At 62.1% G+C, this 25,095-nt stretch carries 23 protein-coding genes; 15 read left to right on the forward strand and 8 right to left on the reverse strand.

The features are described 5' to 3' along the window. Nucleotides 1-118: 118 nt before the first annotated feature. The 5 genes from ACK8OE_RS13065 to pstB all read left to right on the forward strand — a co-directional run bounded on the left by ACK8OE_RS13065 (nt 119) and on the right by pstB (nt 5,666). Entirely contained in the window at nt 119-1,747 is a 1,629-nt protein-coding gene (locus ACK8OE_RS13065) for a methyl-accepting chemotaxis protein (RefSeq protein ID WP_290798115.1), read from the forward strand. A 191-nt stretch (nt 1,748-1,938) separates the two neighbouring features. Next, nucleotides 1,939-3,057, forward strand: a complete 1,119-nt coding sequence (gene pstS, locus ACK8OE_RS13070; protein WP_290798118.1) for a phosphate ABC transporter substrate-binding protein PstS — start codon at nt 1,939-1,941, stop codon at nt 3,055-3,057. Nucleotides 3,058-3,073: 16 nt separating this feature from the next. Next, nucleotides 3,074-4,003 (forward strand): phosphate ABC transporter permease subunit PstC, encoded by a 930-nt coding sequence (gene pstC, locus ACK8OE_RS13075; protein ID WP_290798121.1) that lies wholly within the window; start codon nt 3,074-3,076, stop codon nt 4,001-4,003. 13 nt (nt 4,004-4,016) lie between these two features. Beyond that, complete coding sequence (pstA, locus tag ACK8OE_RS13080) at nt 4,017-4,856, forward strand: phosphate ABC transporter permease PstA (protein WP_290798124.1); 840 nt, start codon at nt 4,017-4,019, stop codon at nt 4,854-4,856. A gap of 9 nt (nt 4,857-4,865) precedes the next feature. Beyond that, complete coding sequence (gene pstB / locus ACK8OE_RS13085; RefSeq protein WP_126423172.1) at nt 4,866-5,666, forward strand: phosphate ABC transporter ATP-binding protein PstB; 801 nt, start codon at nt 4,866-4,868, stop codon at nt 5,664-5,666. Here the strand turns inward: pstB and ACK8OE_RS13090 are convergent. The 3 genes from ACK8OE_RS13090 to lldD form a co-directional block, all read right to left on the reverse strand. Beyond that, nucleotides 5,663-5,956, reverse strand: a complete 294-nt coding sequence (locus ACK8OE_RS13090; RefSeq protein WP_410272873.1) for a type II toxin-antitoxin system RelE/ParE family toxin — start codon at nt 5,954-5,956, stop codon at nt 5,663-5,665. The two genes, pstB and ACK8OE_RS13090, sit on opposite strands and share 4 nt — an antisense overlap. Next, entirely contained in the window at nt 5,953-6,210 is a 258-nt protein-coding gene (locus ACK8OE_RS13095) for a type II toxin-antitoxin system ParD family antitoxin (RefSeq protein WP_410272874.1), read from the reverse strand. The genes ACK8OE_RS13090 and ACK8OE_RS13095 overlap by 4 nt, the downstream gene beginning before the upstream one ends. Before the next feature lie 158 nt (nt 6,211-6,368). Next, nucleotides 6,369-7,508, reverse strand: a complete 1,140-nt coding sequence (gene lldD / locus ACK8OE_RS13100; RefSeq protein WP_410272875.1) for an FMN-dependent L-lactate dehydrogenase LldD — start codon at nt 7,506-7,508, stop codon at nt 6,369-6,371. Between the two features lie 141 nt (nt 7,509-7,649). On the opposite strand from lldD, the gene kduD reads away from it, so the two are divergent. Beyond that, on the forward strand, nt 7,650-8,411 hold the full coding sequence (gene kduD, locus ACK8OE_RS13105) for a 2-dehydro-3-deoxy-D-gluconate 5-dehydrogenase KduD (RefSeq protein WP_290798130.1): 762 nt from the start codon (nt 7,650-7,652) through the stop codon (nt 8,409-8,411). A 40-nt stretch (nt 8,412-8,451) separates the two neighbouring features. Further along, complete coding sequence (locus tag ACK8OE_RS13110; protein ID WP_410272876.1) at nt 8,452-9,060, forward strand: LacI family DNA-binding transcriptional regulator; 609 nt, start codon at nt 8,452-8,454, stop codon at nt 9,058-9,060. 129 nt (nt 9,061-9,189) lie between these two features. Here the strand turns inward: ACK8OE_RS13110 and ACK8OE_RS13115 are convergent, their stop codons facing one another. Further along, entirely contained in the window at nt 9,190-11,868 is a 2,679-nt protein-coding gene (locus tag ACK8OE_RS13115; protein ID WP_410272877.1) for a TonB-dependent receptor domain-containing protein, read from the reverse strand. Between the two features lie 73 nt (nt 11,869-11,941). Beyond that, the gene (locus tag ACK8OE_RS13120; RefSeq protein WP_410272878.1) at nt 11,942-13,432 is read right to left on the reverse strand and encodes a hypothetical protein; all 1,491 of its coding nucleotides are present in this window, start codon (nt 13,430-13,432) and stop codon (nt 11,942-11,944) included. A 532-nt stretch (nt 13,433-13,964) separates the two neighbouring features. On the opposite strand from ACK8OE_RS13120, the gene ACK8OE_RS13125 reads away from it, so the two are divergent. Continuing rightward, nucleotides 13,965-15,017 carry an SIS domain-containing protein gene (locus ACK8OE_RS13125; RefSeq protein ID WP_410272879.1) on the forward strand — a complete coding sequence of 351 codons (1,053 nt, stop codon included), beginning with the start codon at nt 13,965-13,967 and terminating at the stop codon, nt 15,015-15,017. Between the two features lie 49 nt (nt 15,018-15,066). After that, on the forward strand, nt 15,067-15,738 hold the full coding sequence (locus ACK8OE_RS13130) for a DUF1345 domain-containing protein (RefSeq protein ID WP_410272880.1): 672 nt from the start codon (nt 15,067-15,069) through the stop codon (nt 15,736-15,738). 644 nt (nt 15,739-16,382) lie between these two features. Here ACK8OE_RS13130 and ACK8OE_RS13135 read toward each other — a convergent pair. Further along, a complete protein-coding gene (locus ACK8OE_RS13135) occupies nt 16,383-16,649 on the reverse strand; it encodes a hypothetical protein (RefSeq protein ID WP_410272881.1) in 267 nt (88 codons plus the stop codon). A gap of 530 nt (nt 16,650-17,179) precedes the next feature. Between ACK8OE_RS13135 and ACK8OE_RS13140 the strand changes: the two genes are divergently transcribed. The 5 genes from ACK8OE_RS13140 (at nt 17,180) to ACK8OE_RS13160 (ending at nt 21,790) form a co-directional block, all read left to right on the forward strand. After that, entirely contained in the window at nt 17,180-17,869 is a 690-nt protein-coding gene (locus tag ACK8OE_RS13140) for an AAA family ATPase (protein WP_410272882.1), read from the forward strand. Between the two features lie 3 nt (nt 17,870-17,872). Further along, nucleotides 17,873-18,208: a stability/partitioning determinant gene (locus ACK8OE_RS13145; protein WP_272742416.1), complete on the forward strand. Its 336-nt coding sequence runs from the start codon at nt 17,873-17,875 to the stop codon at nt 18,206-18,208. Nucleotides 18,209-18,210: 2 nt separating this feature from the next. Further along, nucleotides 18,211-19,140 carry a replication initiator protein A gene (locus ACK8OE_RS13150; protein WP_126423195.1) on the forward strand — a complete coding sequence of 310 codons (930 nt, stop codon included), beginning with the start codon at nt 18,211-18,213 and terminating at the stop codon, nt 19,138-19,140. Between the two features lie 892 nt (nt 19,141-20,032). Beyond that, complete coding sequence (locus ACK8OE_RS13155; RefSeq protein WP_410272883.1) at nt 20,033-21,169, forward strand: M14-type cytosolic carboxypeptidase; 1,137 nt, start codon at nt 20,033-20,035, stop codon at nt 21,167-21,169. A 222-nt stretch (nt 21,170-21,391) separates the two neighbouring features. Further along, on the forward strand, nt 21,392-21,790 hold the full coding sequence (locus ACK8OE_RS13160) for a YidB family protein (protein ID WP_197723648.1): 399 nt from the start codon (nt 21,392-21,394) through the stop codon (nt 21,788-21,790). Between the two features lie 43 nt (nt 21,791-21,833). Here ACK8OE_RS13160 and ACK8OE_RS13165 read toward each other — a convergent pair whose 3' ends face one another. Both ACK8OE_RS13165 and ACK8OE_RS13170 read right to left on the reverse strand, forming a co-directional pair. Beyond that, on the reverse strand, nt 21,834-22,022 hold the full coding sequence (locus ACK8OE_RS13165; RefSeq protein ID WP_126423199.1) for a hypothetical protein: 189 nt from the start codon (nt 22,020-22,022) through the stop codon (nt 21,834-21,836). A 55-nt stretch (nt 22,023-22,077) separates the two neighbouring features. Next, complete coding sequence (locus ACK8OE_RS13170) at nt 22,078-22,287, reverse strand: hypothetical protein (RefSeq protein ID WP_410272884.1); 210 nt, start codon at nt 22,285-22,287, stop codon at nt 22,078-22,080. Between the two features lie 193 nt (nt 22,288-22,480). Between ACK8OE_RS13170 and ACK8OE_RS13175 the strand changes: the two genes are divergently transcribed. Next, nucleotides 22,481-25,072 (forward strand): family 20 glycosylhydrolase, encoded by a 2,592-nt coding sequence (locus ACK8OE_RS13175; protein ID WP_410272885.1) that lies wholly within the window; start codon nt 22,481-22,483, stop codon nt 25,070-25,072. The last annotated feature ends 23 nt before the right edge of the window (nt 25,073-25,095 follow it).

The raw sequence follows: 25,095 nt of genomic DNA on the forward strand, positions 1-25,095 counted from the left end.
GCTTTTATCCGCCGCCGCCCCCACGGTTAACCCTCCATTAAAAAACGAAGCGTTACTGGACGTTCAGTTCAGAAAACGAGTCGGCTCAGACACGTGCCGGCAACAGGTGGGGGCGACTATGCTTGAGCGTTTGGGCATCCGGTTAAGCGTGGGCTGGCGCGACGGGCTGATCGCCGGAGGGGCCCTGTTTGCCGCCGCTGCCGTCACCGGTCTGGCGGTCTATCTTACCGCTTCGTCAGCGCTGAAAAACGAGGTGCGCACCAATCTGATGCGCGTCGCCGTCAGCGCGGCGCAACTGACCGACACCACCGCCCACGCCCGCATCACCCGCCCGGAAGATCAGGGCAATGCCGATTATGAGCACGTGCGCGCCCCCTATTTCGCCCTGCTGCGCGGCAATCCGGACCTCGCCTACATCTACACCATGGTCCGGGTGGACGGTAAGACCCACTTCATCATGGATGCCTCCATCCCAAAGCCGGGCGAAGCCGTCGTGCCGACCGGCGTGATGGAAACCTACGAAAACAGCACGCCGGTGCTGGAAAAGGCTTTTGAAACCAAAGCCCCGCAGGTCGAAGCCGACACCTATACGGACAAATGGGGCACCTTCCTGTCGGGCTATGCGCCGCTGGTGGACAAGGGCCGTTTTGTCGGTCTGGTCGGCGTCGATATCCGCGTGGACGCCTACCTGAAACGGCTGGAGGGTATCCGCAATGCGCTGCTGACCGGTCTGGGCGTCGCGGCTTTGGCGGCCATTGCCGCCGGGCTGATCGTCGGGCGTCACCGCCACGCCGCCGAACGCGTGCGTCAGGAAAACGCCGCCCGCTCGCAGCAATTGCAGGCCATGGAACACGACCGCCTGCGCGCCGAGCACGCCGCGCTTCAGGCCGAAGCCAGCCGCCGCGCCGCCATGTCGGAGGCCGCTACCGCCTTTGAACAAACCGCCTGTCGCATACTCGACCGGGTAAAGCAGTCGGTCGGCGGTCTGCACGAACGCGCCGCCGATGTCTCCGAAATCGCCATCCGCACCCGCGAAGGCGTCGAAACCGCCGCCACGGCGACGCGCAACACGCAAGAGCGCGCCCGACACGTCTCCGAAGCCGCGCAGGCCCTCAGCCTCGCCATCCGCGATATAGCCGAACGCAGCGCCCGCTCCGACGCCATCGCCCACGAAGCGGCGCACCGGTCCGCCGACGCGGCGGCCAAGCTCGATTCGCTGTCGGCCCGGTCGGCGCAGATCACCGATATTATCGGCCTGATCGACGACGTGGCGTCCCAGATCAATCTGCTGGCGCTCAATGCCACCATCGAGTCGGCGCGCGCCGGAGACGCCGGCAAGGGCTTTGCCGTCGTCGCCTCAGAGGTCAAGACCCTCTCCGGCCGCGTCGCCGAAGCCACCCGCCGCATCACCACCCAGATTCAGGACATCCAGTCCGCCACACGTGAGACCGTGGACAGCGTCGGGGCCATCCGCAGCATCATCGAAGACATGGGGCGCACGGCTCAGGACGTCGCTCAGGCCGTCGAGGCGCAGACGGGTCTGACCGCCCGCATCGGCGAAACCATCGAACAGACCGCCGCCGACGCACAGGCGGTGGGGCGCACCCTGCAACAGGTGCACCGTTCGGCCGACGAAACCGATCAGACCGCCGCCTGCGTCAGCGAGGAATCAGCGCATCTGGCCGAAGAAACTGCACGCCTTAACGGGGCGGTGGACACCTTCCTGCGCGCGGTACGGGCGGCCTAAAGCAATCAATGGCCCGCAGGCTTCACACAACTGTCATAAAACTGTTGTAATGCCGCCTCAGCTTCACAGCACCGCCTGCCGTTTACCCTTGCGTCATATTTGTTTAACGCAGCGGTGCTTTACCGGTGGTTGGATTCGGACACGGAGCCCCCAGCGGAAAACGTGTTCGTCGGATCATCGGAGACGAGTAGATGTTCAAACCCTTCGCCCTGGCGCTTGGCGCGCTGCTGATGCTGACCGCGTGCTCGGACAAGGGTGCAGCGACGGCCGAAGGCAAGGACGCGCCGGCGGCGGGCGACATCACCGGCGCAGGTTCGACCTTTTTCGCGCCGCTGGGGGCCAAATGGGCCGAAACCTATAAGGAAACCACCGGCATCCGCCTGAACTATCAGTCGATCGGCTCCGGCGGTGGCGTGCGCCAGATCAAGGTCAAGACGGTCGATTTCGGCGCGACGGACAAGCCAGTAAAGCCCGCTGACCTCGACGAAACCGGCCTGTTGCAATTCCCCATCGTCATGGGTGGCATCGTCCCCATCGTCAACCTGCCCGACATCAAGAGCGGTCAGATGAACCTGACCGGCCCGCTGCTGGCCGATATCTATATGGGCAAGGTCAAGCGCTGGGACGACCCGGCCATCCGCGCCCTCAATCCGGGCCTGAAGCTGCCGCACCTGCCCATCACGGTTATCCACCGCGCTGACGGGTCGGGCACCACCTTCCTCTTTTCCAACTATCTGGCCAAGGTCAGCCCGACGTGGAAGGAAGAGGTCGGGGCCGCCGACGCGCTGGAATGGCCCGCAGGCCTTGGCGGCAAGGGCAATGAGGGCGTCTCGGCCTTCGTCAAGCAAACGCTCGGCGCTATCGGCTATGTCGAATTCGCCGTCGCCGCGCGCACCGGCACCGCTGTCGCCAATATGCGCAATCACGACGGCCACATGATCGCCCCGTCCATCGAAGCCTTTGCCGCGGCCGCCGCCGGGGCCGACTGGGCCAACGCGCCGGGCAACCAGCTTCTGCTGCTCGATCAGCCGGGGGCGCAGGCCTGGCCGATCACCGGCACCGTCTTCATCGTCATGCATAAGACGCAGGACAAGCCGGCCAGCGGCCGCGCCGCCCTCACCTTCTTCGACTGGGCCTATACCAATGGCGATGCGCTGGCGACCAGGATGCACTACGTCCCCCTGCCCCCTGAGGTGAAGCAGATGATGCGCGCCCAGTGGTCGCAGATCACCGGTCCGGACGGTAAGCCGGTCTATGCCCCGGCCACCCCCGCGCCCGCCGTGGCGGCGTCTGCCGCCTCCGCTCAGTAAGCTTATGGAAACCCCGATGTCTCTTCAGAGCGCCCGCCACCCTGATCCCGTTGACCCGATCTTCCGCGGCCTCGCCTTCGCGGCGGCGACGACCCTGCTCCTGACTTTGGGCGGCCTGATCGTCGCCCTGATGATCGGCGGCTGGCCCGCCATCTCCAAGTTCGGCTTCGGCTTCCTGACCTCCAGCACCTGGAATCCGGTCACCGAGGTTTACGGCGCCGCCGGTCCCATCGTCGGCACGCTGATTACCGCGGTGCTGTCTCTGGCCATCGCCCTGCCCATCGCCGTCTGCGTATCGGTCTTCCTGACGCAGTACTGCCCCAAGCAGATCGCTCAGCCGGTTTCGACCGCCATTGAGCTGCTGGCCGGTATCCCCTCCATCGTCTATGGCATGTGGGGCCTGTTCGTCTTTGCGCCGTGGTTTGCGCGCACGGTGCAACTGCCTATCCTGACCAGCCTCGACCCCGAAAGCTTCTGGGGCAAGCTGCTGGCCGGGGTGCCCAACGGCGCCAATATCTTCACGGCCTCCATCGTGCTCGCTATCATGATCCTGCCCTATATGTCGGCGGTCTTCCGTGAACTGTTCCGCTCGATCCCGCCGCAGGTGCGCGAAGCCGCCTTCGGCCTCGGCTGCACCTCCTACGAAGTGGTGGGCTCGGTGCTGATCCCCTACGTCAAAAAAGGCATGATCGGCGTGGTCATGCTGGGCTTTGGCCGCGCCCTGGGTGAGACCATGGCCGTCACCTTCATCATCGGCAATTCGCACCGCTTCCCGGACTCGCTGTTCGCTTCGGGCTCGACGCTCGCCTCGACCATCGCCAATGAGTTCAACGAAGCCTCCGGCGTCCACCTCGCCTCGCTGATCGCGCTGGGTCTGGTGCTGTTCCTGATTACCTTCACCGTTCTGGCCATCGCCAGAGCGCTCCTGTCCTCGCAGCGTTACTAAGGGAGGAAAGAGCATGGATCGCGCCCTTCGCCGCAAAATCGCCAATCAGGCCTTCGTCGTTATCTGCACCGGGGCCGCGCTGGTCGCGCTCGCTGCGCTGGCCCTGATCATGTTCTCGCTGCTGACCAAGGGCGTCGGCGGGGTGGACCTGATGCTGTTCACCGCCGACACCCCGGCCCCCGACTCACCGGGCGGCCTGCGCAACGCCATCATCGGCTCGATCCTGATGTGCGGCGTCGCCATGATGATCGCCGTGGTCATCGGCGTGCTGGCCGGGACGTGGCTGGCCGAAATCGGCGGCAACACCCCCTATGGCCACGTCGTGCGCTTCCTCAATGACGTGCTGCTGTCGGCCCCGTCCATCCTGATCGGCCTGTTCGTCTATTGGTGGGTCGTGGTGCCAATGGGCGGCTTCTCCGGCTGGGCGGGTGCGATCGCGCTCGGCATCCTCGCCACCCCCATCGTGACGCGCACCACCGAAGACATCCTGAACCTCCAGCCCAATGCCCTGCGCGAAGCCGGCATGGCGCTGGGGGCCTCTCAGTGGGTCACGGTGCGCAGCATCATCTGGAAGGCGGCCGGGGCCGGTATGCTGACCGGCGGCCTGCTGGGCTTTGCGCGTATTTCGGGTGAGACCGCGCCGCTGCTGTTTACCGCCCTCAACAACCAGTTCCTGAGCTTCGACATGTCGAAGCCCTTCGCCAGCCTGCCGGGCGCCATCTATCCCTTCGCCATGAGCCCCTACGAGACGTGGAACACCCTCGCCTGGGCCGGGGCGCTGCTGATTACGCTGGCGGTTCTGGGCGTCAACATTCTGGGGCGCTGGCTCGCCCGCGACAAAGATCACAAGTAAGGCCTCGTCATGTCCGACACCGATTTCCAAAGCGTCATCACCCCGCCCCCGGCCGATCAGCTTGTGCTGGAAACGCGGAACCTCAACTTCTACTACGGCACGCATCAGTCGCTGTTCGGCGTCTCCATGCCGGTCAAGCGCAATGGCATCACCGCCCTGATCGGTCCGTCGGGCTGCGGCAAGTCCACCCTGCTGCGCACCATGAACCGCATCTATGACCTCTATCCGGGTCAGCGCGCCGAAGGCGAGATTCTGGTCGATGGCGAGAATATTCTGGGCCCCAAGGTCGATGTGACCAGCTTACGCGCCCGCGTCGGCATGGTGTTCCAGAAGCCGACCCCCTTCCCCATGTCGATCTACGACAATGTGGCCTTCGGCGTGAAGCTGTACCACAAGAAGTCGAAGTCGCAGATGGACGAGGTGGTCGAAAAGGCCCTGCGCCGCGCCGCCCTGTGGGACGAGGTGAAGGACAAGCTCACCAAGTCCGGCCTGTCGCTTTCGGGCGGTCAGCAGCAGCGTCTGTGCGTCGCCCGCGGCATCGCGGTTGAGCCGGAAATCCTGCTGCTCGACGAACCGGCCTCGGCGCTCGACCCCATCTCGACGGCCAAGCTGGAAGACACGCTCGAAGAGCTGAAGCGCGACCTGACCATCATCATCGTGACCCATAACCTGCAACAGGCGGCGCGCCTGTCGGACTACACGGGCTTCATGTATCTGGGCAAGATGGTCGAATACGGCCCAACCGAAGAACTGTTCGTCAAGCCGAAGGTCGAGCGCACCTCCGACTATATCGGCGGCCGCTTCGGTTAAGCTTCAAAGGCGGCGGGCATATCGCGAGCGGCATTCAATACCCGCACCACTTCGATACCCTGCTCTACAGGACGATAATAAAGCACATAGGGCCGGATCGGAAAGCTGCGCAACCCAGCGTAGAGTTCCGGTCGGATTCGCCCCATGTCGGGATGCAAAGACAACTTTCTCAGCGTTTCGGCAATACGATCCAACATCTTATCCGCGGCGTCAGGACGATCTTTGGCGATATAAAGCCACAGGGCTTCGAGATCGTCTTTCGCCCTTGCCGTCTTTAAAATCCGGGTCATTCCGCCGCATTGAGTCTGGCGCGACCTTTGACCTTGATGGCTTCAATATCCAGTTCTCCTGCGGAACCGCTGTCGATGCCTTCACGGATCGCCTCGCGCAACGCCTCAAGTTTGGCCGCCTGAAACCGGTCATTGGCTTCCATCAGGCGCAGCGCATCGCGGATTACTTCGCTGGCATTATTGTACAGGCCGCCCGCGACCTTCTCACGCACCATATCTTCGAGACGCGGCGTCAGGTTTACATTCAGGGTCATGGCGTATCTCCTGACTAGAGCGATGTGCGGAAAAGTGTGAGCGGTTTTCCGCAAAAACATCGCGACAAAACATAAATTTAGAGCGAAATGGCGTTTCCGCTTGAAGTCATTTCGCTCTAAAAGATACGCCCGCCCCCAAAATTGTCAATCTTTGATAATCACGCCCCCGGCACCAGACACTGCGGGCCGATCTCGCGGATCGACTTGACGCCGGTGAGCGCCATGGCGACGCGCATTTCCTTCTCAAACAGGCTGAGCAGGTTCGACACCCCCGCCTCCCCCCCGGCGGCCAGCGCGTAGATAAAGGCCCGCCCCAGCAGCACACCGTCGGCCCCCAGCGCGATCATGCGCACCACATCGAGGCCCGTGCGGATACCGGAGTCGGCCAGAATGGTCAGGTCGCCCTTCACGGCCTCGGCAATGGCCGGCAGCGCCCGCGCCGACGACAGCACACCATCGAGCTGCCGCCCGCCGTGGTTGGACACCACAATGCCGTCTGCACCGAAGCTGACCGCGTCCTTGGCGTCTTCCGGATCGAGTATGCCCTTGATGACCATCGGCCCCTTCCAGAAGTCTCGGATCCATTCCAGATCCTTCCATGAGATCGACGGGTCGAAATTGGCCCCCAGCCAGCCGATATAGTCGGCCAGACCCGTCGCCTTGCCCAGATATTTCGAGACATTGCCCAGATCGTGCGGCGTCCCCATCAGGCCGACATCAAAGGCCCAATGCGGGTGCGTCACCGCCTGCCACAGGCGGCGGATTTCGGCGTTCGGCCCGCTCATGCCCGAATGGGCGTCGCGGTAGCGCGCCCCCGGCACCGGCATATCGACGGTAAAGACCAACGTGCGGATACCGGCCGCCCAGGCGCGTTCCAGCGCGTTCTTCATGAAGCCGCGATCTTTCAGCACATAGAGCTGAAACCAGATCGGCTTGTCGCACTTGCCCTGCACCTCTTCGATAGGGCAGACGCTGACGGTCGAAAGCGTCAGGTTGATGCCGGCCTTTTGCGCCGCGCGCGCCGCCTGCACCTCGCCGCGACGGGCATACATGCCGGTCAGGCCGACGGGGGCCAGAGCTATGGGCATGGACAGCTTCTCGCCCAGCAGTTCCGTCTCCAGACTGAGCGACGACACGTCCTTCAAAACGCGCTGGCGCAGCGCCACGTCGCCAAGGTCCGATACATTGCGCGCCAGTGTGCGCTCGGCATAGGCCCCGCCGTCGATATAGTGAAACAGGAAGGGCGGCAGCCGACACCGGGCGGCTTCGCGGTAATCGGTCGAGGCGGAGATGATCATGGCAAACCCAGCGATTCAAGGAATTGGAAAAGCACGGACGATGCTCTAGCATGGGGCCAAGCCCGATGACAATGCGTGGACAATCCCGTTCAATCATCATAGATCAAAATTAATCACCCTCCGTTTTCTTCAGGAAATGCCATGTCCGCTGCCTCGATGTTCGACCTCTCCGGAAAAACCGTGCTGATCACCGGGGCCAATCGCGGACTGGGGCAGGGCATGGCGCTGGCTCTGGCCGAAGCCGGGGCCGATATCTGCGCCGTGGGCTCGTCGGGGGCCGACACCACCGCCGAAAAGGTTGCGGCTCTGGGACGCAGGTTCCATTTTATCCGCGCCGATCTTACCTCCATTTCGCCGGTGGAGGACATTGTCGCCGAAACTTTGCGCGTCATGGGCGGGCTCGACATCCTCGTCAACAATGCCGGGTCGATCCGCCGTGGCGACGTGACGGAATTTAACGAGGAAGACTGGGACGCGGTGATGAACCTCAATCTGAAGACCCTGTTCTTCATGTGTCAGGCCGCTGGCCGTCACATGATCGCGCAGGGCCACGGCAAGATCATCAATACGGCGTCGCTCCTGTCGTTTCAGGGCGGCATCCGCGTCCCCTCCTATACGGCGTCGAAATCGGGCGTGGCCGGGATTACGCGGCTTCTGGCTAACGAATGGGCGTCCAAAGGCCTTAATGTCAACGCCATCGCGCCGGGCTATATGGCCACAGAACTGACCGAAGGGCTGCAAAGCGACCCCGAACGCGCGAAGGCGATTCTGGACCGGATTCCGGCGGCACGCTGGGGCACGCCAGAAGATTTGGGCGGCGCGACGGTTTTTTTGGCCTCCCGCGTGTCAAATTACGTAAACGGAGTTATTATCCCCGTTGATGGGGGCTGGCTGGCGCGCTGATGTGCCTGTTCCGGCCCCATCCGAACCCCTTGAGGAGACAATGACCACAGAGACTCTTTCGACCACCGCGCCGCTCAAGATGGCCGATATCGCCCGCATGGCCGGCGTTTCAGTGTCCACCGTTTCGCGGGCCCTGGCCGGAAGCCCCCTGATCCCCAAGCCGCTGCGTGACAAGATCGCGGCGATTGCCGAGGAACATGGCTACGTCGTCAATCAGGCCGCCCGTAACCTCCGTCTGAAGCGCACCCGCACCATCGGCCTCGTCCTTCCCGACGACGGTGACCGCAAGCTGCGCGACCCGCACCTCTTGAGCATGATGGGCGCCCTCACCCAGGCCGTCTTCAAGCGCGGCTATGAGCTGCTGGTGCTCAAGACCCCGGCCAAGCGTCAGGGCGCGCTGAAGGACCTTGTCCGCTCGCAGCGCTTTGACGGCATGTTGGTCCTGCCCGACACCGCCGCTAAGGATCAGCACGAAGCCCTGAGCGACCTTGCCCGCTACTACGCGCCGCTGGTCGTCTGGGGCCGCCTGCCGGACCAGAGCTATTGCGGCGTCGAAGCCTCGACGGCCACGGACGAAAACGCCGAGGAGATGGTCGATCTGCTGTTCCAGCGCCTCAGCGAAGACGAAAAAGCCAAGGCCGTGAAATAGTCTCCGTTCCCCCGACAGCGTTGGGGGTTCAGTGACCCTTCAAGATAAGAAGAAAGCCCTCCGGATCACTCCGGAGGGCTTTTTTGTCAGTACCAAGAAGGCCGCCCGGCGAACCGGACGGCCTCTTTTTTAGAACTGCGTCGAAAGGCTGACCGAGACGCTTTGGCCCAGATCATACTTGTTAACGTCAACGCGCTTGACCTCTTCCTGATACTCTTGGAATTTCGTACCCGTGAGGTTGCGGACCTCTACACCGAGGTTCAGGTCACGACCAAAGGCCGTGAATCCCTTGCGGTACACGAAGTCGAGCGTCGCGCCCGGCTCTTGTATATAGTCCGCCACGCCGCTCGACGGATTGCCACGCGCCGAGATGCGCTCGGAAACGTAGGTGACGAGGAAGGTGGCCTGAGACTTGGCTTCGGCATCATCCCATCCGAATTGCAGGTTTGCGACGTTTTCCGCCTGGCCCTGCATTCTCGAACCCGAGATGATGAAGTTGGTCGCCTTTTGCGCCTGACCATTGCTGTCGATGATCGTCTGAGAGCCCGACGCCTTCACCTCGGACGAGGTGTAGGTGTAGTTGGCCTGCAAGAGCCAGCGCTTGCTGTCAAAGAAGGCTCCGGAGACCGGCGAGTCAAACAGACCCTTGTAGTCGAACTCAACGCCGTAAAGTGAGGCTTCCGGCGCGTTGATATAGGTCTGGAACAGGCTGTTGCCTTGCACCAGAAGCGAGGCTTCCACCGGATTGGTGATGTCCTTGTAAAAGGCCCCGGCGGTGAAGTAAGAACCCGCGTCGTAATACCACTCGTAGCGCGCATCGAAATTGGTCAGTTCGGTATCGCGCAGGTATGGGTTACCCACGAATAGGCGATCCTGTTCCGGATCAAGATACTGAGCCGGCGCCAGTTCGCGGAACTGCGGACGACCGATGGTCTTGGACAGGCCGCCGCGAAGCTGCATATTCTCGCGGAAGTTCCAGGTCACTGTGGCTGTCGGAAGAACATACTCTTCCTTCAGGGCCGGTATCTTTACCGGAGCCTGATCGGATTCGTAGAGCTTGTTCAGGGTGACGCGTTGCTTAGCGTATTCATAGCGCAGACCCGCCGCCAGACGTACAAGCGGGATCACTTCGACATCGACCTTGGCGTAGGCCGCATTGACGAACAGACCACCATCATAGGCGGCGTTGGGGTTGGTGGTTTCGGTCAGCACCCAACGGGTGGGGCTGATATTGACGTCCGAGAACAAATAATCGACACGCGAATACTGGATATTGTTCGCGGCAATGCCAGTGCCCGGATTGAAGCGGAAGGAGCGGTTTTCCGACTCGCGCTTGTTATCGAGGAAATCGAAGCCACCGGTCAGCTTGCCGTCACGCGCTTCGCCGAGGCTGAAGTCGTAGGTCAGGCTCGCCCCACCGCTGGCTACCACATCCTCAAGGTTCGAGAACTGGAGGTTGTTGGTCTGCTGCGTACCGGCGTGGAAGAAGACGCCTTTGGCATCCTGCCAGTAGGTGATGTCACGCTCATAGGGCGCATCACGCGTGGTCTTGGCATAGGCCAGACGCCAGTCCATCACCAGTTTGTCCGACAGCGGGTGACGGCCGGTCAGTTGCGACATGACCAGTTGACGCGCATACCAGCCCGTATCCTCACGAAGGGTCAGGCTGTCGGTGTTACGGATATCGCGACCCTCACGGACGCGGGTGCGCTTGGTCGTGTTGCGGATGAACAGGTTGGTCCACTGCAGGCTGTGCCCGCCGATATTGTAGCCCATACCGATCAGACCGTTCAGACCGACATTGTTCTCGGTCGTTTGGTACTTGTAGTCCCCAACCAGCTCGACCGTACGCGCAGTGCCGGTGCCTTCGATGCGCCCGTCCTGCTGAATGCCGTTACGGGCTTTCCAGCCGTTGCCGAAATCGACAAGACCAACGATACCGAACTGACCACCCGCGACATCCATGCTGGTGCCGCCGGAGAGGTTAAAGCTGAAATTGGCCGGCAGGGAGTCGGTTTGCTGGATCAGGTTGAGCGGTGCATTGCTGAAGCTCTGGCCGATCTTCTGCAACTGAGCCGGGGTGAAATACCCTGTCGCGTCGCTGTAGTTACCGGCGTTGATGCGACGGCCCGAGTGCAGGGCAGTGCGCAGTTCCGGCGGCAACGACCGCGTACCATCGTCGAAGCCGATCGGATCGGTGTCCGAACCGTAGTGTGTGTAGCCGTTCTGGAAGGTCGTCTCGGAATTGCCGCTGACGCTCAGGCCCATCGACATGAAGGGCGCCTTGGGCGTATTCAGCGTGCGCAGGTCGATCACGCCGCCGCCAAATTCGCCCGGATATTCTGCCGAGTAGGTCTTCTGGACCGACACGCGCTGCAGGATAGATGACGGAAACAGGTCAAGCGGAACGACGCGTTGCAGGGGTTCCGGCGACGGCAGTGGCGAGCCGTTCAGCAGTGCCGACGAGTAGCGCTCACCCAGGCCACGCACGTAAACAAAACGACCTTCGACCAGCGACAGGCCGGTCACGCGCGTCAGAGCGACAGCGGCCGAGTCATCGCCGGTGCGCTTTAGGTCTTCATTGGTAAGGATGGCCGTAACTTCGGCCGTGCGACGCATGGTGTTGGGCACGTTTTTACCGCGCACAACGATTTCGGTAATTTCCTCTGTCGGCGTGGCCTCGGTGACCTCAACGGTCTGAGCGTCGGCGGGAACGGCGGTTTGGTCGGTCTGGGCGAAGGCGGCCGGAGCCACCAGAGCCGAGGTCGTCATCAGCATCAGGCCGAGCGACTGGGTATAGGTTTTCATAGCGATTAGCCTTTGCTGATACGGAGAAGGGATTACGGGCGGTGCGGGGAACCCCGAACCGCCCGCGCGTTTATCAGCAGGTCGAGCCAGCGGTCAGGCCGCAGGTCCAGCCGGCATACCAAGTGTCGCTCGCGTTCTTCACGGCGCCGATATAGTCAACCGTCGTGAAGAAATTGCCGTTGGCCACACCGTTGACCGAGGTGGCGTTGGTGAGAGAGTTCAGCGTGGACACAGCGCGCACCGGGACGGCCGTTTCGTTGGCACCATTGACGAAGTCCGCCAGGGTGATCGTGCCGGCCGACGTGTTGTTGGTACCGGCGTTGAACAGGGCTGCCGTGTTGTTAGTCGTGGCGAAGGCCGTAGCGAAGCCGCCCATATAGACCGAGTGGAAGGTCGGCGCAGCGGTTTCGGTCGTCGCGCCGGTGATGCGGATACCGAAGGTCGAGGCCGTAGCGGTGTTGGTGATGACCGAGTTGACCAGGGTCAGGTCGGTGCCCGAGTTGATTTCCAGACCGTTCGAAGCCACCGACGAGCGGCGGATCAGGGTGGCGTTGGAGATGACCGGATGCGAGCAGTAGGCAGCGTTACCGGCGCAGGACATTTCGAACAGACGGTCGCCGCGGGTCTGGCTTTGCTTGACGATCAGGAACTGGATGTTGCCGCGATAGCCAGTGTCGGTGTCGAGGCTGTCGTCCGAGTTGCCGGTCAGCACGATGTGCTTGAGGTTCACCGTACCACCGAACATTTCCATGCCGTCGTCCGACGAGTTGTGGACCTGAACATATTCCACCTTGGTGCCATTGCCGACACCGGCGAAGGTGATGCCGTTCAGTTCGTTGCCCGGCAGGACTTCGAAGCCGGAGTGCATGACGCGGACATATTTCAGCGTGCCTGAATTGTCGGCCACAGAGTTACCGCCGTAGAATGCGTTCGTGCCTTCGATCTGACCCGCATTACAGCCCACGTTCGGCGGCGTCACGCCCGTCGGGCAGATATTGGTCGGCGCGCGACCCGCGATCACCAGACCGCCCCATTGGCCGTCCGACTCCAGCGTGGTGGTGCCTTCGATCGAGGCGCGCGACGTGAAAATGACGGGGTTGGTAGCGGTGCCTTCGGCGAAGATTTGCGAACCACGCTGAATGATGAGGTAGTCGAGGCCGCCCGAACCGAAAACGCGCACGCCCGGCTCAACGGTCAGGATGCCCGAGCTGCCCGCCAGCGGGGCGGTCGGATCGGCACCGAGGTCATCGCCAACGGCCACGCGGCCCGAGATGGAGTACACAACGCCCGGCAGGTTCTTCAGAACCAGGTTGCCGGTGATCTTGGACGGCAGCTGGCAGTTGCGCAGACCAGCGACCACGCCGACATTGGCCAAGCCGGTCGGGCAGGAGTCTGCCGCACCCGAAGACGAAGAACTGCTCGAAGACGAGGACGACGAGGTGCCGCCGCCGACCAAGACGCCTTCGCCCGGCGAAGCGACGTTGTCAGCCCCAAAGCAGCCCGCCAGAGCCACAGCAGCGGTAAAGCCCAGCAGACCCAGGCGGAATTTCGTGGAAGTGTTCATGTCATCTCTCCAGACCAGCGCAGCGGCGCGTCGGGTAGACCCCGTTCTGAACGCACCCATGCCATCATTCGGCCTTATAGGGAGGCTGTGTGACAGAACGCCCAAACTTGTGTGACGGATTTGTGTAACCCCGGAAACCAGCACTTACCGGCGGCGGAATCGCCTCTGTAAGGCGCGTTATGTGTCTTTGCAGTCACGTTTTCGCCTGTCAGGGCACAGACAGACTCGCGAAAAGAGTGAAACATAGAGTCAAAAAAAGAGTGGTCAGCGCAAGGGCAGACCACTCCAGTAGGGCCGGGAGGAAATGAGGGAAAACCCGGTTACGGACGTGAGCGTGGCACAGATAAAGCCCAATGGCAATATTGGTTATATCCTTTTGTGCGGGTTTTTGCGTGCCTCCTGCCGGAAAACCCTCTAAATCGCTACAAAACTGACGATTTTGCGATTGGCCTTGCCACAAAAGCGCATCAGTAGTAATACCAATGCTAAATATTGGTATCAGAACCACCCTCGTCACAAAGGAACCGTCTGCATGTCCCTCGCCTCCGTCGCCACGCCGCTGGATGAAACCACGACCCTGATGTTCCGTGAGGCGGCCGAAGGCGGCGACGCCGTTGAGCGCTTCCTGAAACGCAATGCCGAGACGCTGAGCCGCATCGCCGCGCGCCTGAAGGCCCAGCCGCCGAAGGCCGTCGTCACCTGTGCGCGCGGTTCGTCCGACCACGCCTGCACCTATGGCAAGTATGTCATCGAGACCCTGACCGGCGTGCCGGTCAGTTCCGCCGCCCTGTCGGTGGCCTCGGTCTATGCCGCCCCAGTCGTCGCCGCCGAAACCCTGTGCATCGCCGTGTCGCAATCGGGCCGCTCGCCCGACCTTCTGACCGCCGTCGAAGCCTATAAGGCCACCGGCGCCTTCGTTGTGGCGCTGGTCAATGACGAAACCGCGCCGCTGGCGACGCTCGCCGACGAAGTGCTGCCGCTGTGCGCCGGGCCGGAGCTGTCGGTCGCCGCCACCAAATCCTGCCTCGCCGCTCTGGCTGGCTTTGCCGCCCTGACCGCCGAATGGGCCGACGACGCGACGCTGAAAGCCGCCGTGGCCGCCCTCCCCGCCCAGATGCGTCAGGCCTTCGACCTCGACTGGTCCGCCGCCCTCCCCGCCCTGACCGCCGCTACCAACCTCTTTGTTATCGGTCGTGGCTACGGCTTCGGCGTGGCGCAGGAAGCGGCGCTCAAGCTCAAGGAAACCTGCGCCCTGCACGCCGAGGCCTTCTCCGCCGCCGAAGTGCGCCACGGCCCCATGGCCATCGTCAATCAGGGCTTCCCTGTGCTGGCCTTCGCCACCTCCGACATGGCCGGCGACGGGGTGCGCGACGTGGCGGCGGAATTTGCCGGACGCGGGGCTGCCGTGTGGCTGGCCGACACCACGCCGGGGGCCTATACCCTGCCCGCCCTGGCCGCCGAGCCCATCCTTGAGCCTATCCTGCGCCTGCAAAGCTTCTACCGCCTCGCCAACCGCCTGTCGCTGGCGCGCGGGCTCAATCCGGACAGCCCGCCGCACCTCAACAAGGTAACGAAAACGGTTTAAGCCCCCTCCCCGGCTGGACATTTTCCAAAGGGCGGTCATAGCATTGTCTATGACCGCCCTTTCCTTTGTCCGCACCCTGCGTACCCGCCCGTGGCTGAGCCGTGCCCTTGCTCTGGCCCTTGGTCTGGGGACGCTTCTGGGCACCCTCACCGACCTGCGCCTGTCGCAAAGCGTGCTGGTCGCGTGGAACAGCGCCGCCGTCTTCTACCTCATCGCCCTTGCCCGGCTGATGATGACCGCCAATACCGCCGACATGCGCCGGCGCGCCGAAACGCAGGACGTCGGCAAATGGACCATATTGGGCTTGACCGGGGCCGCCATCGCCGTCTGCGTCGTCGCCATCGCCAGCGAACTGATCGCCGCCCACGACGAAACTGGCCTCAGCAAAGGCCTCGACCTCGCGCTGGTTGGCGCCACCATCGTCACCACCTGGGTCTTCGTGCACACCACCTTCGCCCTGCACTACGCGCACGCCTACTACATCGCCATCCGCCGCGCCGAGCCCCCGCCCCTCAAATTCCCGGATGCCGATTGCGAACCGGACTATCTCGACTTCGCCTATTTCGCCTTCATCATCGGCACCGCTGCCCAGACCGCCGACGTTTCCGTCGCCTCCAAAGCCATGCGCCGCCTCAATCTCGGCCACGCCGTCTTCGCCTTCTTCTACAACACCACCATCCTCGCCCTGTGCATCAATATCGCCGCCAGCCTGCTGGGGTAAGTTGGGTTTGGGTTATGGGGTTAGGGCAAGAGTAAGCATCCGGGGTCAGTTGACCCCGGACCCCGGATGTGGGTGCGATTTCCGCGGGCGGCGTGTGGGTTTTCGGGCAGGCTTTTAGCCAATAAAAACACAAAAAGCACAAACGGGCGCCTGTGGCGCAGGTCTTCGCCTGACCTATCAAGCGCAGTGTTTTGCCACGCGAGATTTATAGAAACCACAGATTACACAGATTTCACAGATTATCCGTGTCTGCGTCAGGCAAAGGCGCGCAGCGCCATTCATCAGGGCTTGCCGCACGAAGGTCAGGGCCCTGCGGGCCGGGCGTTTCAGCGGCTCTTTCGGCTGCGCCGAACTTCGTTTCGTGTTTTTTGGTGGCTAATCTTCAGTGGCATGGGGCCTTGCCGGCTTGTCAGAATGTCATGTCGTAGAAGCGAGGGAAGCCCCCACCACCATCTGCACTTCGCTTGACGGTCCCCTTCCCCCAGCATGCTGGGAAGGTATGATAGAGACTTCGCGTCCTAACCGGGTGCAGGGGCTTTGCCCCTGCACCCGGAGGCCCTTGGCGGTTGGCGCGTCCATTATGTAGCTATCGGATAGCCCTCAGCTAACCGCGTTGATATTTCAGAATATCTTTGACGTGACTCTCATCTATGCCCAGCAAGTCGGCATTTCAGCGATGGCAATGTCGGGACGTGCGTGAGGGCCGGACGCAGGTGTGCCTCAACCTGTTCGCGCATGTCTTCGGCCTGATTGCGGTCGGCATAGTTCATTTCCAGCAACCTGAAATGAAGCTCAGGCCCTAAGGCTGTGCTGAGCGCGGCTTCATGCGCATAGACCAAGGCCTCAAAAGCCGGGACGGAGGTGTCGCGGCGGATAAAGCGCCAAAGGGCACTATTGATCTCTTCGTCCAAACGCCCCTCCCGGTTCCGGGTGCAGGGGCCATGCCCTTGCCCGCCGGAGGCTCTTTATCAGATACCCAAAAGATAGCTAAAGGCTATCTTACATTTATTCAATAACTTATTAAGATGAAACCTCATTCACCCACTGTGAAACGTCATCACAACCGGAGATTAGATAGCTACCAACTATCTGTTATATACCCGATAGCCATGCGAAAGCTATGCACAGGCTATCGGCTGGATTTCGGTTATCTGTTAACTTCCCATTAGCTATTTACAAGCTAGGTTATGGCTAACCGAAAGCTAACGGACAGAAACCCGTCGTCTAGCTAAGGGCTTTCCGCGAGATAGCCGGTGTCTATCGGGCGACTTTCGCACAGCTTTCCGTTAGCTGTCGGCAGGCTTCCGTCTGGACCCTGCGTCAGAATCGGCGCACCAACAGAATTAACACTTCATTAACCTTTGCGCAAAAGGCGCGCGCTAGCCGGTGGCTATCCGATAGCTCGCCATTCGCGCGTCAAAGCCAGCACGAGGAACCTGACATGCCGGTCATCTCCTTCATTTCGCCCAAGGGCGGCGTGGGCAAGACCACGGCGGCGACGCTGATGGCCACGCAACTGGCGCGCAAGACGCAGGTCATTATTATAGACGCCGACCCCAACCGTCCGATCCTCGCCTGGTCGCAGTTGAATGGCTGCCCGGCCAATATCCGCATTGTGTCGGACGCCAATCAGGAAAACATCCTCGACAAGATCGAAGAGGCGGCAGCCGAAGCGCCGTTTGTGGTGGTCGATTGCGAAGGCACGGCGTCGCTGACGGTCGCCTATGCCATCGGGGCGTCCGATCTGGTGGTGGTGCCGACGCAAGGCTCGCAGCTTGATGCCAAGCAGGCGGCCAAGGCGCTCAGCCTGATCAAAAATACCGAGCGTCAATCGCGCCGGCCGATCCCGCACGCGGTGCTGCTGACGCGCACCAATCCGGTCATCAAACCGCGCACCCTGTCGGCCATTCACGAGCAGTTGCGCGCCCACGGCATCCGCCTGTTCGACACGCAGTTGCACGAGCGCGAAGCCTTCAAGGCCATGTTCTCGTTCGGCGGGGCGCTGGAAACGCTGGACCCGTCGCAGGTCGCCAATATCGACAAGGCCGTAGCCAATGCCCGTGCCTTTGTTGCCGAAGCCATTGAATTGCTGAAAAATCCGGACGCGGTTCCGGCTCAGGAGGTCGCTTAATCCATGTCCGAACGCGCTTCGATCTTTGACGACGATCTTGACCTGTCGGCGTTTGACGCCCGGCCAAAACCCAAGCCGGACAAGGAGTCTCTGCGCGCCGTGGCCGAGGCGAGGGGCTTCCCCAGCCGTGAAGCCGTGGCCGTGCCGGCGGCGCCTGAGCCTGTTTTGCAACGCCGCTACCGCACCGGGCGTAACCGTCAGCTCAATCTGAAGGTCACGGACGAGGCGCTGCGCCGCTTCTATGCCGTGGCCGACGCGCAGGGTCTGGTGCTCGGGCAAGTGTTCGAACAGGCCGTCGAGGCGCTGGAAGACAAACTGAAAGCCGAGGGCAGGATCTGATCATGGCCCGCCGCGCCGCCGAATCGCAGTTCGACCTGTTTATCCCGCTCGTCAGCGACATGTCGCTGAAGGACCAGCGCGAGCTGATGGAACGGCCGTTTTTTAGCCTCGCCAAGCGCAAGCGCCTGAAACCGATCGAATATACCAGCCCCGATGGCGACACCTGGGTGAAGGTCTCAGGCAATGCCGAATTCGGCATCGCCACCATCTGGGACGCCGATATCATGATCTGGGCAGCCTCGGTGCTCAATCGCCTGAAAGAGCAGGGAGTCAATGACTTACCCCGGACTCTTAAGACCACGTCTTATGATCTGCTACGCGCCATCAAGCGCGATACGGGCGGCAAATCCTATCAGGAACTGAACGCGGCGCTGCAAAGGCTGGAATCGACGACCATCCAGACCTCGCTGCGCGCGCCCAAACGCAAGGACAAGGCACAATTCGGCTGGATCGACGCCTTTCAGTTAGAGGTGGACCCGGAAACCGAGGCGCCGCGCGGCATTTCGATTACCCTGTCCGACTGGGTTTATCAGGGGATCGTCACCGAACGCTCGCTCCTGACCATGCATCAGGACTATTTCCTGCTCACCGGCGGCATGGAGCGCGCTCTTTACCGCGTGGCGCGCAAGCACGCGGGCGATCAGGAGGGCGGCTGGACCTGTCGTATCGCGATTTTGCACGAAAAAACGGGCTCAGACAGCCCGCTGAAGCAGTTTACCTACCTCTTAAAGCGCATCGTGGCCAAGAACGCCCTGCCGGAATACGAGATGACGCTGACCAAGACCAATGACGGCTCGCCCGCCGTGCATTTCATCAAGCGCGACATGGAAGAGCGGGTGAGGGTGCGTGATGCGCTGAAAACGCTGGAACGGCAAACCGCCGAAGACCAGAGGGCGCTGGAAATCGACGGCCTTATGCACAAACGGTTCTAGAAAACGGTGTCGGGGGATCGGTGACTTTTTGAGGCCGATTCGTCGGGGGAACAGTGACCACTCTATCGGGGGATGGGTGACCGGATTGACGGGGGAAGAGTGACCGATTCGTTCAAGGTGAGTCGGGGGAACGGTGACCGGCGGGCGTTTTTCAGCGGTTTTGCCCTCAAAAGCCGGTTTTCGGGGGAATGGTGACCGGATTTGCCGCGGAAACAGGGTTAAAAAGCCGCGGGCAAGCTGTGGAAAATATTCTGTTTTTCCTAGCTCACTTATCGGGGGAAGAGTGACCGCCTGCACGGGGGAACGAAGACCCGTCGCGCGGGGGATCAGTGACAAAGTGACGGGGTATCAAAGATTAACAAAAGGTACCCTTGTTGATTTTAAAGGGGAATTCCGGCTGTTTTTTCGCTTAACCTATTTAACTAGATTCACTAACAGACTCTCTTAACAGCGAGAGGGGAGCGGTATTAAGGTCCGTGCGCGGTCCGCCTTGTGCGACCTTTGAAGGGTCGCTCAGGCGGACATCTACGGGGAAAGACAGTTAACACCCGACCGGCAGAGTCACCGAACAGCACAGTCACCGGGATTTACGGTTCACCGCGTCCTGTTCCTTGACCTCAGTGGGTGAGTTTGCAGTGACCGCCTTCAATACAGCCGAGATATACGCGCCAGACTCTGATTTCAGACGTAAAGCCACGGTTTTGATGCTGAAAAACGACCCCACAAGACACGGAGTCGCTTGGAGTCCAAGGGATTGCGGCGAAAAGAGGCCGTCACTGATCCCCCGATAGCCCGCCACCCGTGACAAGACGGTCCCCGAAATGACGTGACGGCCTCCGATTCGGTCGTTATGGAAACGATCAGTACATTCAACCCCTTGCGGAGACGCGACATGGCGGTCAGCATCCATTCCGATTTCGATGGTGGCAATATCGAGGTGGTACAGGCGCACGACGGCGGGCGTTTCGATCTGGCCATCCGTCCGGATCATCAGTCGCACTATTACCAATGGTTCTATTTCCGCGTGGACGGGGCCTCAGGCGTCGATCTGGAGTTGCGCCTCACCAATGCCGGGGGATCGGCCTATACGGGCGGCTGGGAGGGCTACAAAGCCCGTATCAGCAGCGATGGGGCCCACTGGACGCAGGCCGATACGACCTATGCCGACGGCGTGCTGAGCATCCGTCACCGGCCCACCTCTGAAACCCTGTGGGTGGCCTATTTCACGCCCTATGACAGTGACCGTCACCGGGCGCTGGTCGAGCGGGTGAAGGCCTTGGCCGGCATCAGTCACCGGGTTTTGGGCCAAACGCTCGATGGCCGCGATCTCGACCTGTTCAGCGTAGGGGAGGGGCCGCGCGTAGTGTGGCTCTATGCGCGTCAGCATCCGGGCGAGACCATGGCCGAATGGTGGATGGAGGGGGCCATCCCCTGGCTGTGCAGCGACGCGCCGGAGGCCGTGGCCCTGCGGGCAGCAGCGACCTTTTACATCGTGCTCAACTGTAACCCGGACGGCAGCGCGCGCGGGCACCTGCGCACCAATGCCGCCGGCACCGATCTGAACCGTCAGTGGGCCGAACCCTCGACCGAAAAGAGCCCGGAAGTGCTGGCCATCCGCAATGCCATGGACGACACCGGCGTTGATTTTGCCATCGACGTGCACGGCGACGAAGCCATCCCGCACGTCTTCATGGCCGGATTTGAGGGCATTCCGTCGTGGACGCCGCAGCGTGACGCCCTCTATCGCCGCTATCTGAGCGCCCTGTCGGCACGCACGCCCGATTTCCAGACCACCTATGGCTATGCGGTCGATGCGCCGGGACAGGCCAATCTGGCCGTTTCGACCAATGCCGTGGCCGAACGCTTCGGGGCCATCGCCATGACGCTGGAAATGCCGTTCAAGGACCATGATGACGCGCCGGACGCCGTTGAAGGCTGGTCACCGGCCCGCTCTCAGGCGCTGGGCGTAGCGTGCCTGAAGGCGCTGTCGGACGTGATCACGGATATCCCGCTGCGCGCCCGCGGCTGAAAACATCTGCGTGAGGCAAAGGTTTGCGGGATTAGAGCGCATTTCGTTCAAATTGAATCGAAATCGCGCTCTAAATTTTTGGTTTAACGCGCTTTTTTTTATCCGAAAAGTGCGGCACACTTTTCGGAAAGCGCTTATCGGGGGATCGGTGACCGCATCTCCTGACTCGACTCCGCCCGATTCGCCGCGCAAGGTAGAATGGGAACACATACGGAGCGGATCATGTTGAACGATATTCTGGGCGCCCTCGGCAGCAAGCTCGATCTGGGCAATCTCGACCTCGCCGGTCTGGCGCAGCAACTGGGCGGGCAGGGCCTGATCGGGGACGTGCTGGGTCAATTGCAGCAGGGCGGTCTGGCTGAGGTGGTGCAGTCGTGGGTGTCGAACGGCGCCAACCTGCCGGTATCTCTGGAGCAGTTGCAGTCGGCGCTGGGGCCGGACATGGTCAATCAACTGGCCGGGTCACTGGGCATTGATCCGGCGCAACTGGGCGACGTCCTGCCCGGTGTGGTCGATCAGTTGTCGCAGGGTGGGCAATTGCCGCAGGCCATAGCCGAAGCCGCCCCGAACCTCCTGGGGCAGGACGGTATCGGCAAACTGCTGGGCGGTCTGTTCCGTTAATACTTATAGGCGGCCCGTGCACCTGTGATGCGCGCCTTACGGCCTATTCCATCCCCTTAAGGGCGCGGGCCGAGCGCAGACCATTGCGGCGCAAGGCCTGCACGGCGTGGCGCAGATCGGCCAGAGCCTGCGCGCGCGTGCTGCCCGATGCCTCATAGGCGGCGACCGTTTCGGCGATCAGTTCGGCTTCGGCGGGCCAGTTGTCGTTGGCAGCGATCAGTGTAGGTGTCATGGCGGGCATATTACGGCAGGGGAGGGGACTGTCTATAGCGGAAGGGGGTTAAAAATTACCCCGGCAGCAGGCCGTTTTCGCGCGCGGTTTGAGGGTCGAGGATCATCTGAATGGCCGGACGCCCCAAAAACCGGTCCACAGCGCGCCCATCCTCACCATAAAGACCGTCCGCCACGCGAAATACGCCCTTAAGACACTCAATAGCCGGCTGCGCCACCGCCTGACCGGCCACCAGCACCCACGCTCCGTCATACAGTCGGCTCATCGCACCCTCCGCAAGTTCCTTTTTTGTTCTCATATCCGGAGGCGAATGTCAAGCCGATAAGCGAAGCGTTGTAAAAAGCTATCCGCTAGCTATCTGTTATATTGGTTATAACCAATGCCGCTCCACTCTATAACTTTTGGGCTTGATTTCGCAGAAAATCCACCGTCACATAGGTGTCAAACAGGGAGCCCGCATGACCTTTGCCCATTCCGTCAGCCTGAGCACACTGGCCCTTATCCTGTCCTTGACCGCCGGTTGCGCCACCTTGCCGCCAACGCCGGTATCCCCGCCCGCTGCGCCAACCGTTGCCGCGCCTGCGCCGGTACTGGATCAGGCCACACTGGACCGTCTGGGCGATCACCTTGGCTATCGGTGGGAGATCGTCGATAACCGTCAGGCCTGTGACAAGGCGGCCTGTTTTCTGTCGGCCCTGACGCTCACCCTGCCCGAAGGGAGCGACCTGCCCGGCGGCTGGACCCTCTATCTCTCCTACGTTGGGGCGTTTGTGCGCTCTGAAAGCGAGGCCTTCGACCTGAAACAGGTCAATGGCGACCTCTATGCCCTGACACCCAAGGCCGGCGCCGCGCTGAAAGGCGGCGCCTCGCATACGGTTCGTGTCTGGGGGCAGGGGCATTTCTATGCGCGCGGTCTGGTCATGCCTAATGCCTATGTGGCCGCGCCGGGCCTCACCCCCCGCACCCTAATGGCTTCGAAGGCGGTAATCGATCCTGAAAGCGGGCTGGAGACCCTGCCCTTTGTCGCGCCCATGACCGATGAGGCGAAGCTGGGCACCCAGGCCCCCGGCGACAAGACGCAGTGGCTGACCCCTGAACGCGCCTATGAACGCAATGCGGCGCGCAACGTGGCCCTGACCCGTCCGGCCGTGGTGATCCTGCCCACTCCGGCCAGGGTGACGCTGCAAAAGGGCGCGCCGCTCGATCTCAGCAAGGGGTTTGACCTGCGCCTGAAGGGCCTGAGCCGCGACGCCATTACCGCCGCCGTAGAGGCGCTGAAACAGGCGGGGGCCGGTGAGGGGCGGGGGCCGGTGCTCAGCGTCACCATCGACCCGAAACTGCGCCCCGAAGCCTATCGCCTGACGGTGGGCAAAAGCGTTAGCATTCGCGCCGGATCGACGACCGGGGCCAACCACGCCCTGCGCTCTCTGGCCCAGCAAACGGCCTTTGATGGTGCTCAGGTGCGGCGTATGACCATCGAAGACGCGCCGCGTCTGCCCTTCCGCGGCCTGCATATCGACGTGGCACGCAACTTCCATTCCAAAGCCTTTGTGCTCGAGACGCTGGAACAGATGGCGGCCTATAAACTCAACCGCCTGCACCTGCATCTGGGTGACGACGAAGGTTGGCGGCTGGAAATCGACGGCCTGCCGGAACTGACGCAGGTGGGCGCCTATCGCTGCCACGACCCGGCTGAAGAGACCTGCCTTTTGCCGCAACTGGGGGCCGGGCCGGAGCGCGACACGCCGGTCAATGGCTACTTCTCGAAGGCCGACTATATCGACATCCTGAAGGCGGCGCAGGCGCGCGGCATCGAGGTCATCCCATCCTTCGACATGCCGGGCCACAGCCGCGCGGCGATCAAATCCATGGAGGTCCGCTATCGCCGTCTGATGGCCGCCGGTGATGTGGTGGCGGCGGCGCAATACCGGCTGGTTGAACCGGAAGACACCACGGCCTATCGCTCGATCCAGCACTATAACGACAATACACTCAATGTCTGCCTGCCCGCCACCTACGCCTTTATCGACAAGGTGATCGACGAGACGATGAAGCTGCATCAGGCCGCCGGTGTGCCGCTGAAACGCTACCATATCGGGGCGGATGAGACGGCGGGGGCATGGACGCAATCGCCCGCCTGTCAGGCCTTTATGGCGCAGAACGGTCTGAAGGCGCCGCAGCTCACCCCCTATTTCATCGAGCGCGTCTCGGCCTATCTGGCGCAAAAGGGCATCGAGACGGCGGGCTGGAGCGACGGCATGGGCCACACCGACCCGGCGCGAATGCCGAAGGTAGTCCAGTCGAACATCTGGAGTTCCACCCTCGGCACGGCGGCCACCGAAGCGCACGATCAGGCCAATCGCGGCTGGGAAGTCGTGCTGTCCGTGCCCGATGTCACCTATTTTGACATGCCGCCCGCGCCGGACTCGGATGAGACGGCCTATGACTGGGCGTCGCGCGATACGGACAGCTACAAGATTTTCAGCTTCCAGCCGGAAAACCTGCCGGCCAATGCCTCCTTGCTGACCGATATCCGCGGGCAGGGGACGACGGTGGCCGATAACACGCCCTATGCGCCGGGGCGCGGCCTGACCGGCCTACAGGGGCAGTTGTGGTCTGAGGTGGTGCGCACGGACGACGAGGCCGAATACCGCCTCTTCCCGCGTCTTCTGCCGCTGGCCGAACGGGCCTGGCACCGGGCGGGCTGGGAAGTGCCCTACAAGGCAGGTGAGAGCTACACCTATGGCGACGGTAAGGTCGATCCCAAGGCCGTGCTGGGCGACTGGCAGGGTTTCCGCGACCGGCTGGGCGTGCATCTGCGGCTTCTGGATCAGGCGGGCATCGCCTATCGTCTGGCACCGCCGGGGGCGAAGATCGAAGGCGGGCAGTTATTCGCCAATGCCGAAATCGCCGCTACCCCCATACAATACCGCCTCGCAGGCGGCGAATGGACGCCCTATACGGGGCCGGTGGCAGTGAGCCGCCCGGTCGAACTGCGCGTCACCTCACCCGATGGCCGCCGTAAGAGCCGTATGGTAAGGGTAGAATGATCTTAAACCTCCCGGCCTTCGGC

The sequence above is a fragment of the Asticcacaulis sp. W401b genome (genome assembly GCF_046503825.1).
GTDB lineage: Bacteria > Pseudomonadota > Alphaproteobacteria > Caulobacterales > Caulobacteraceae > Asticcacaulis.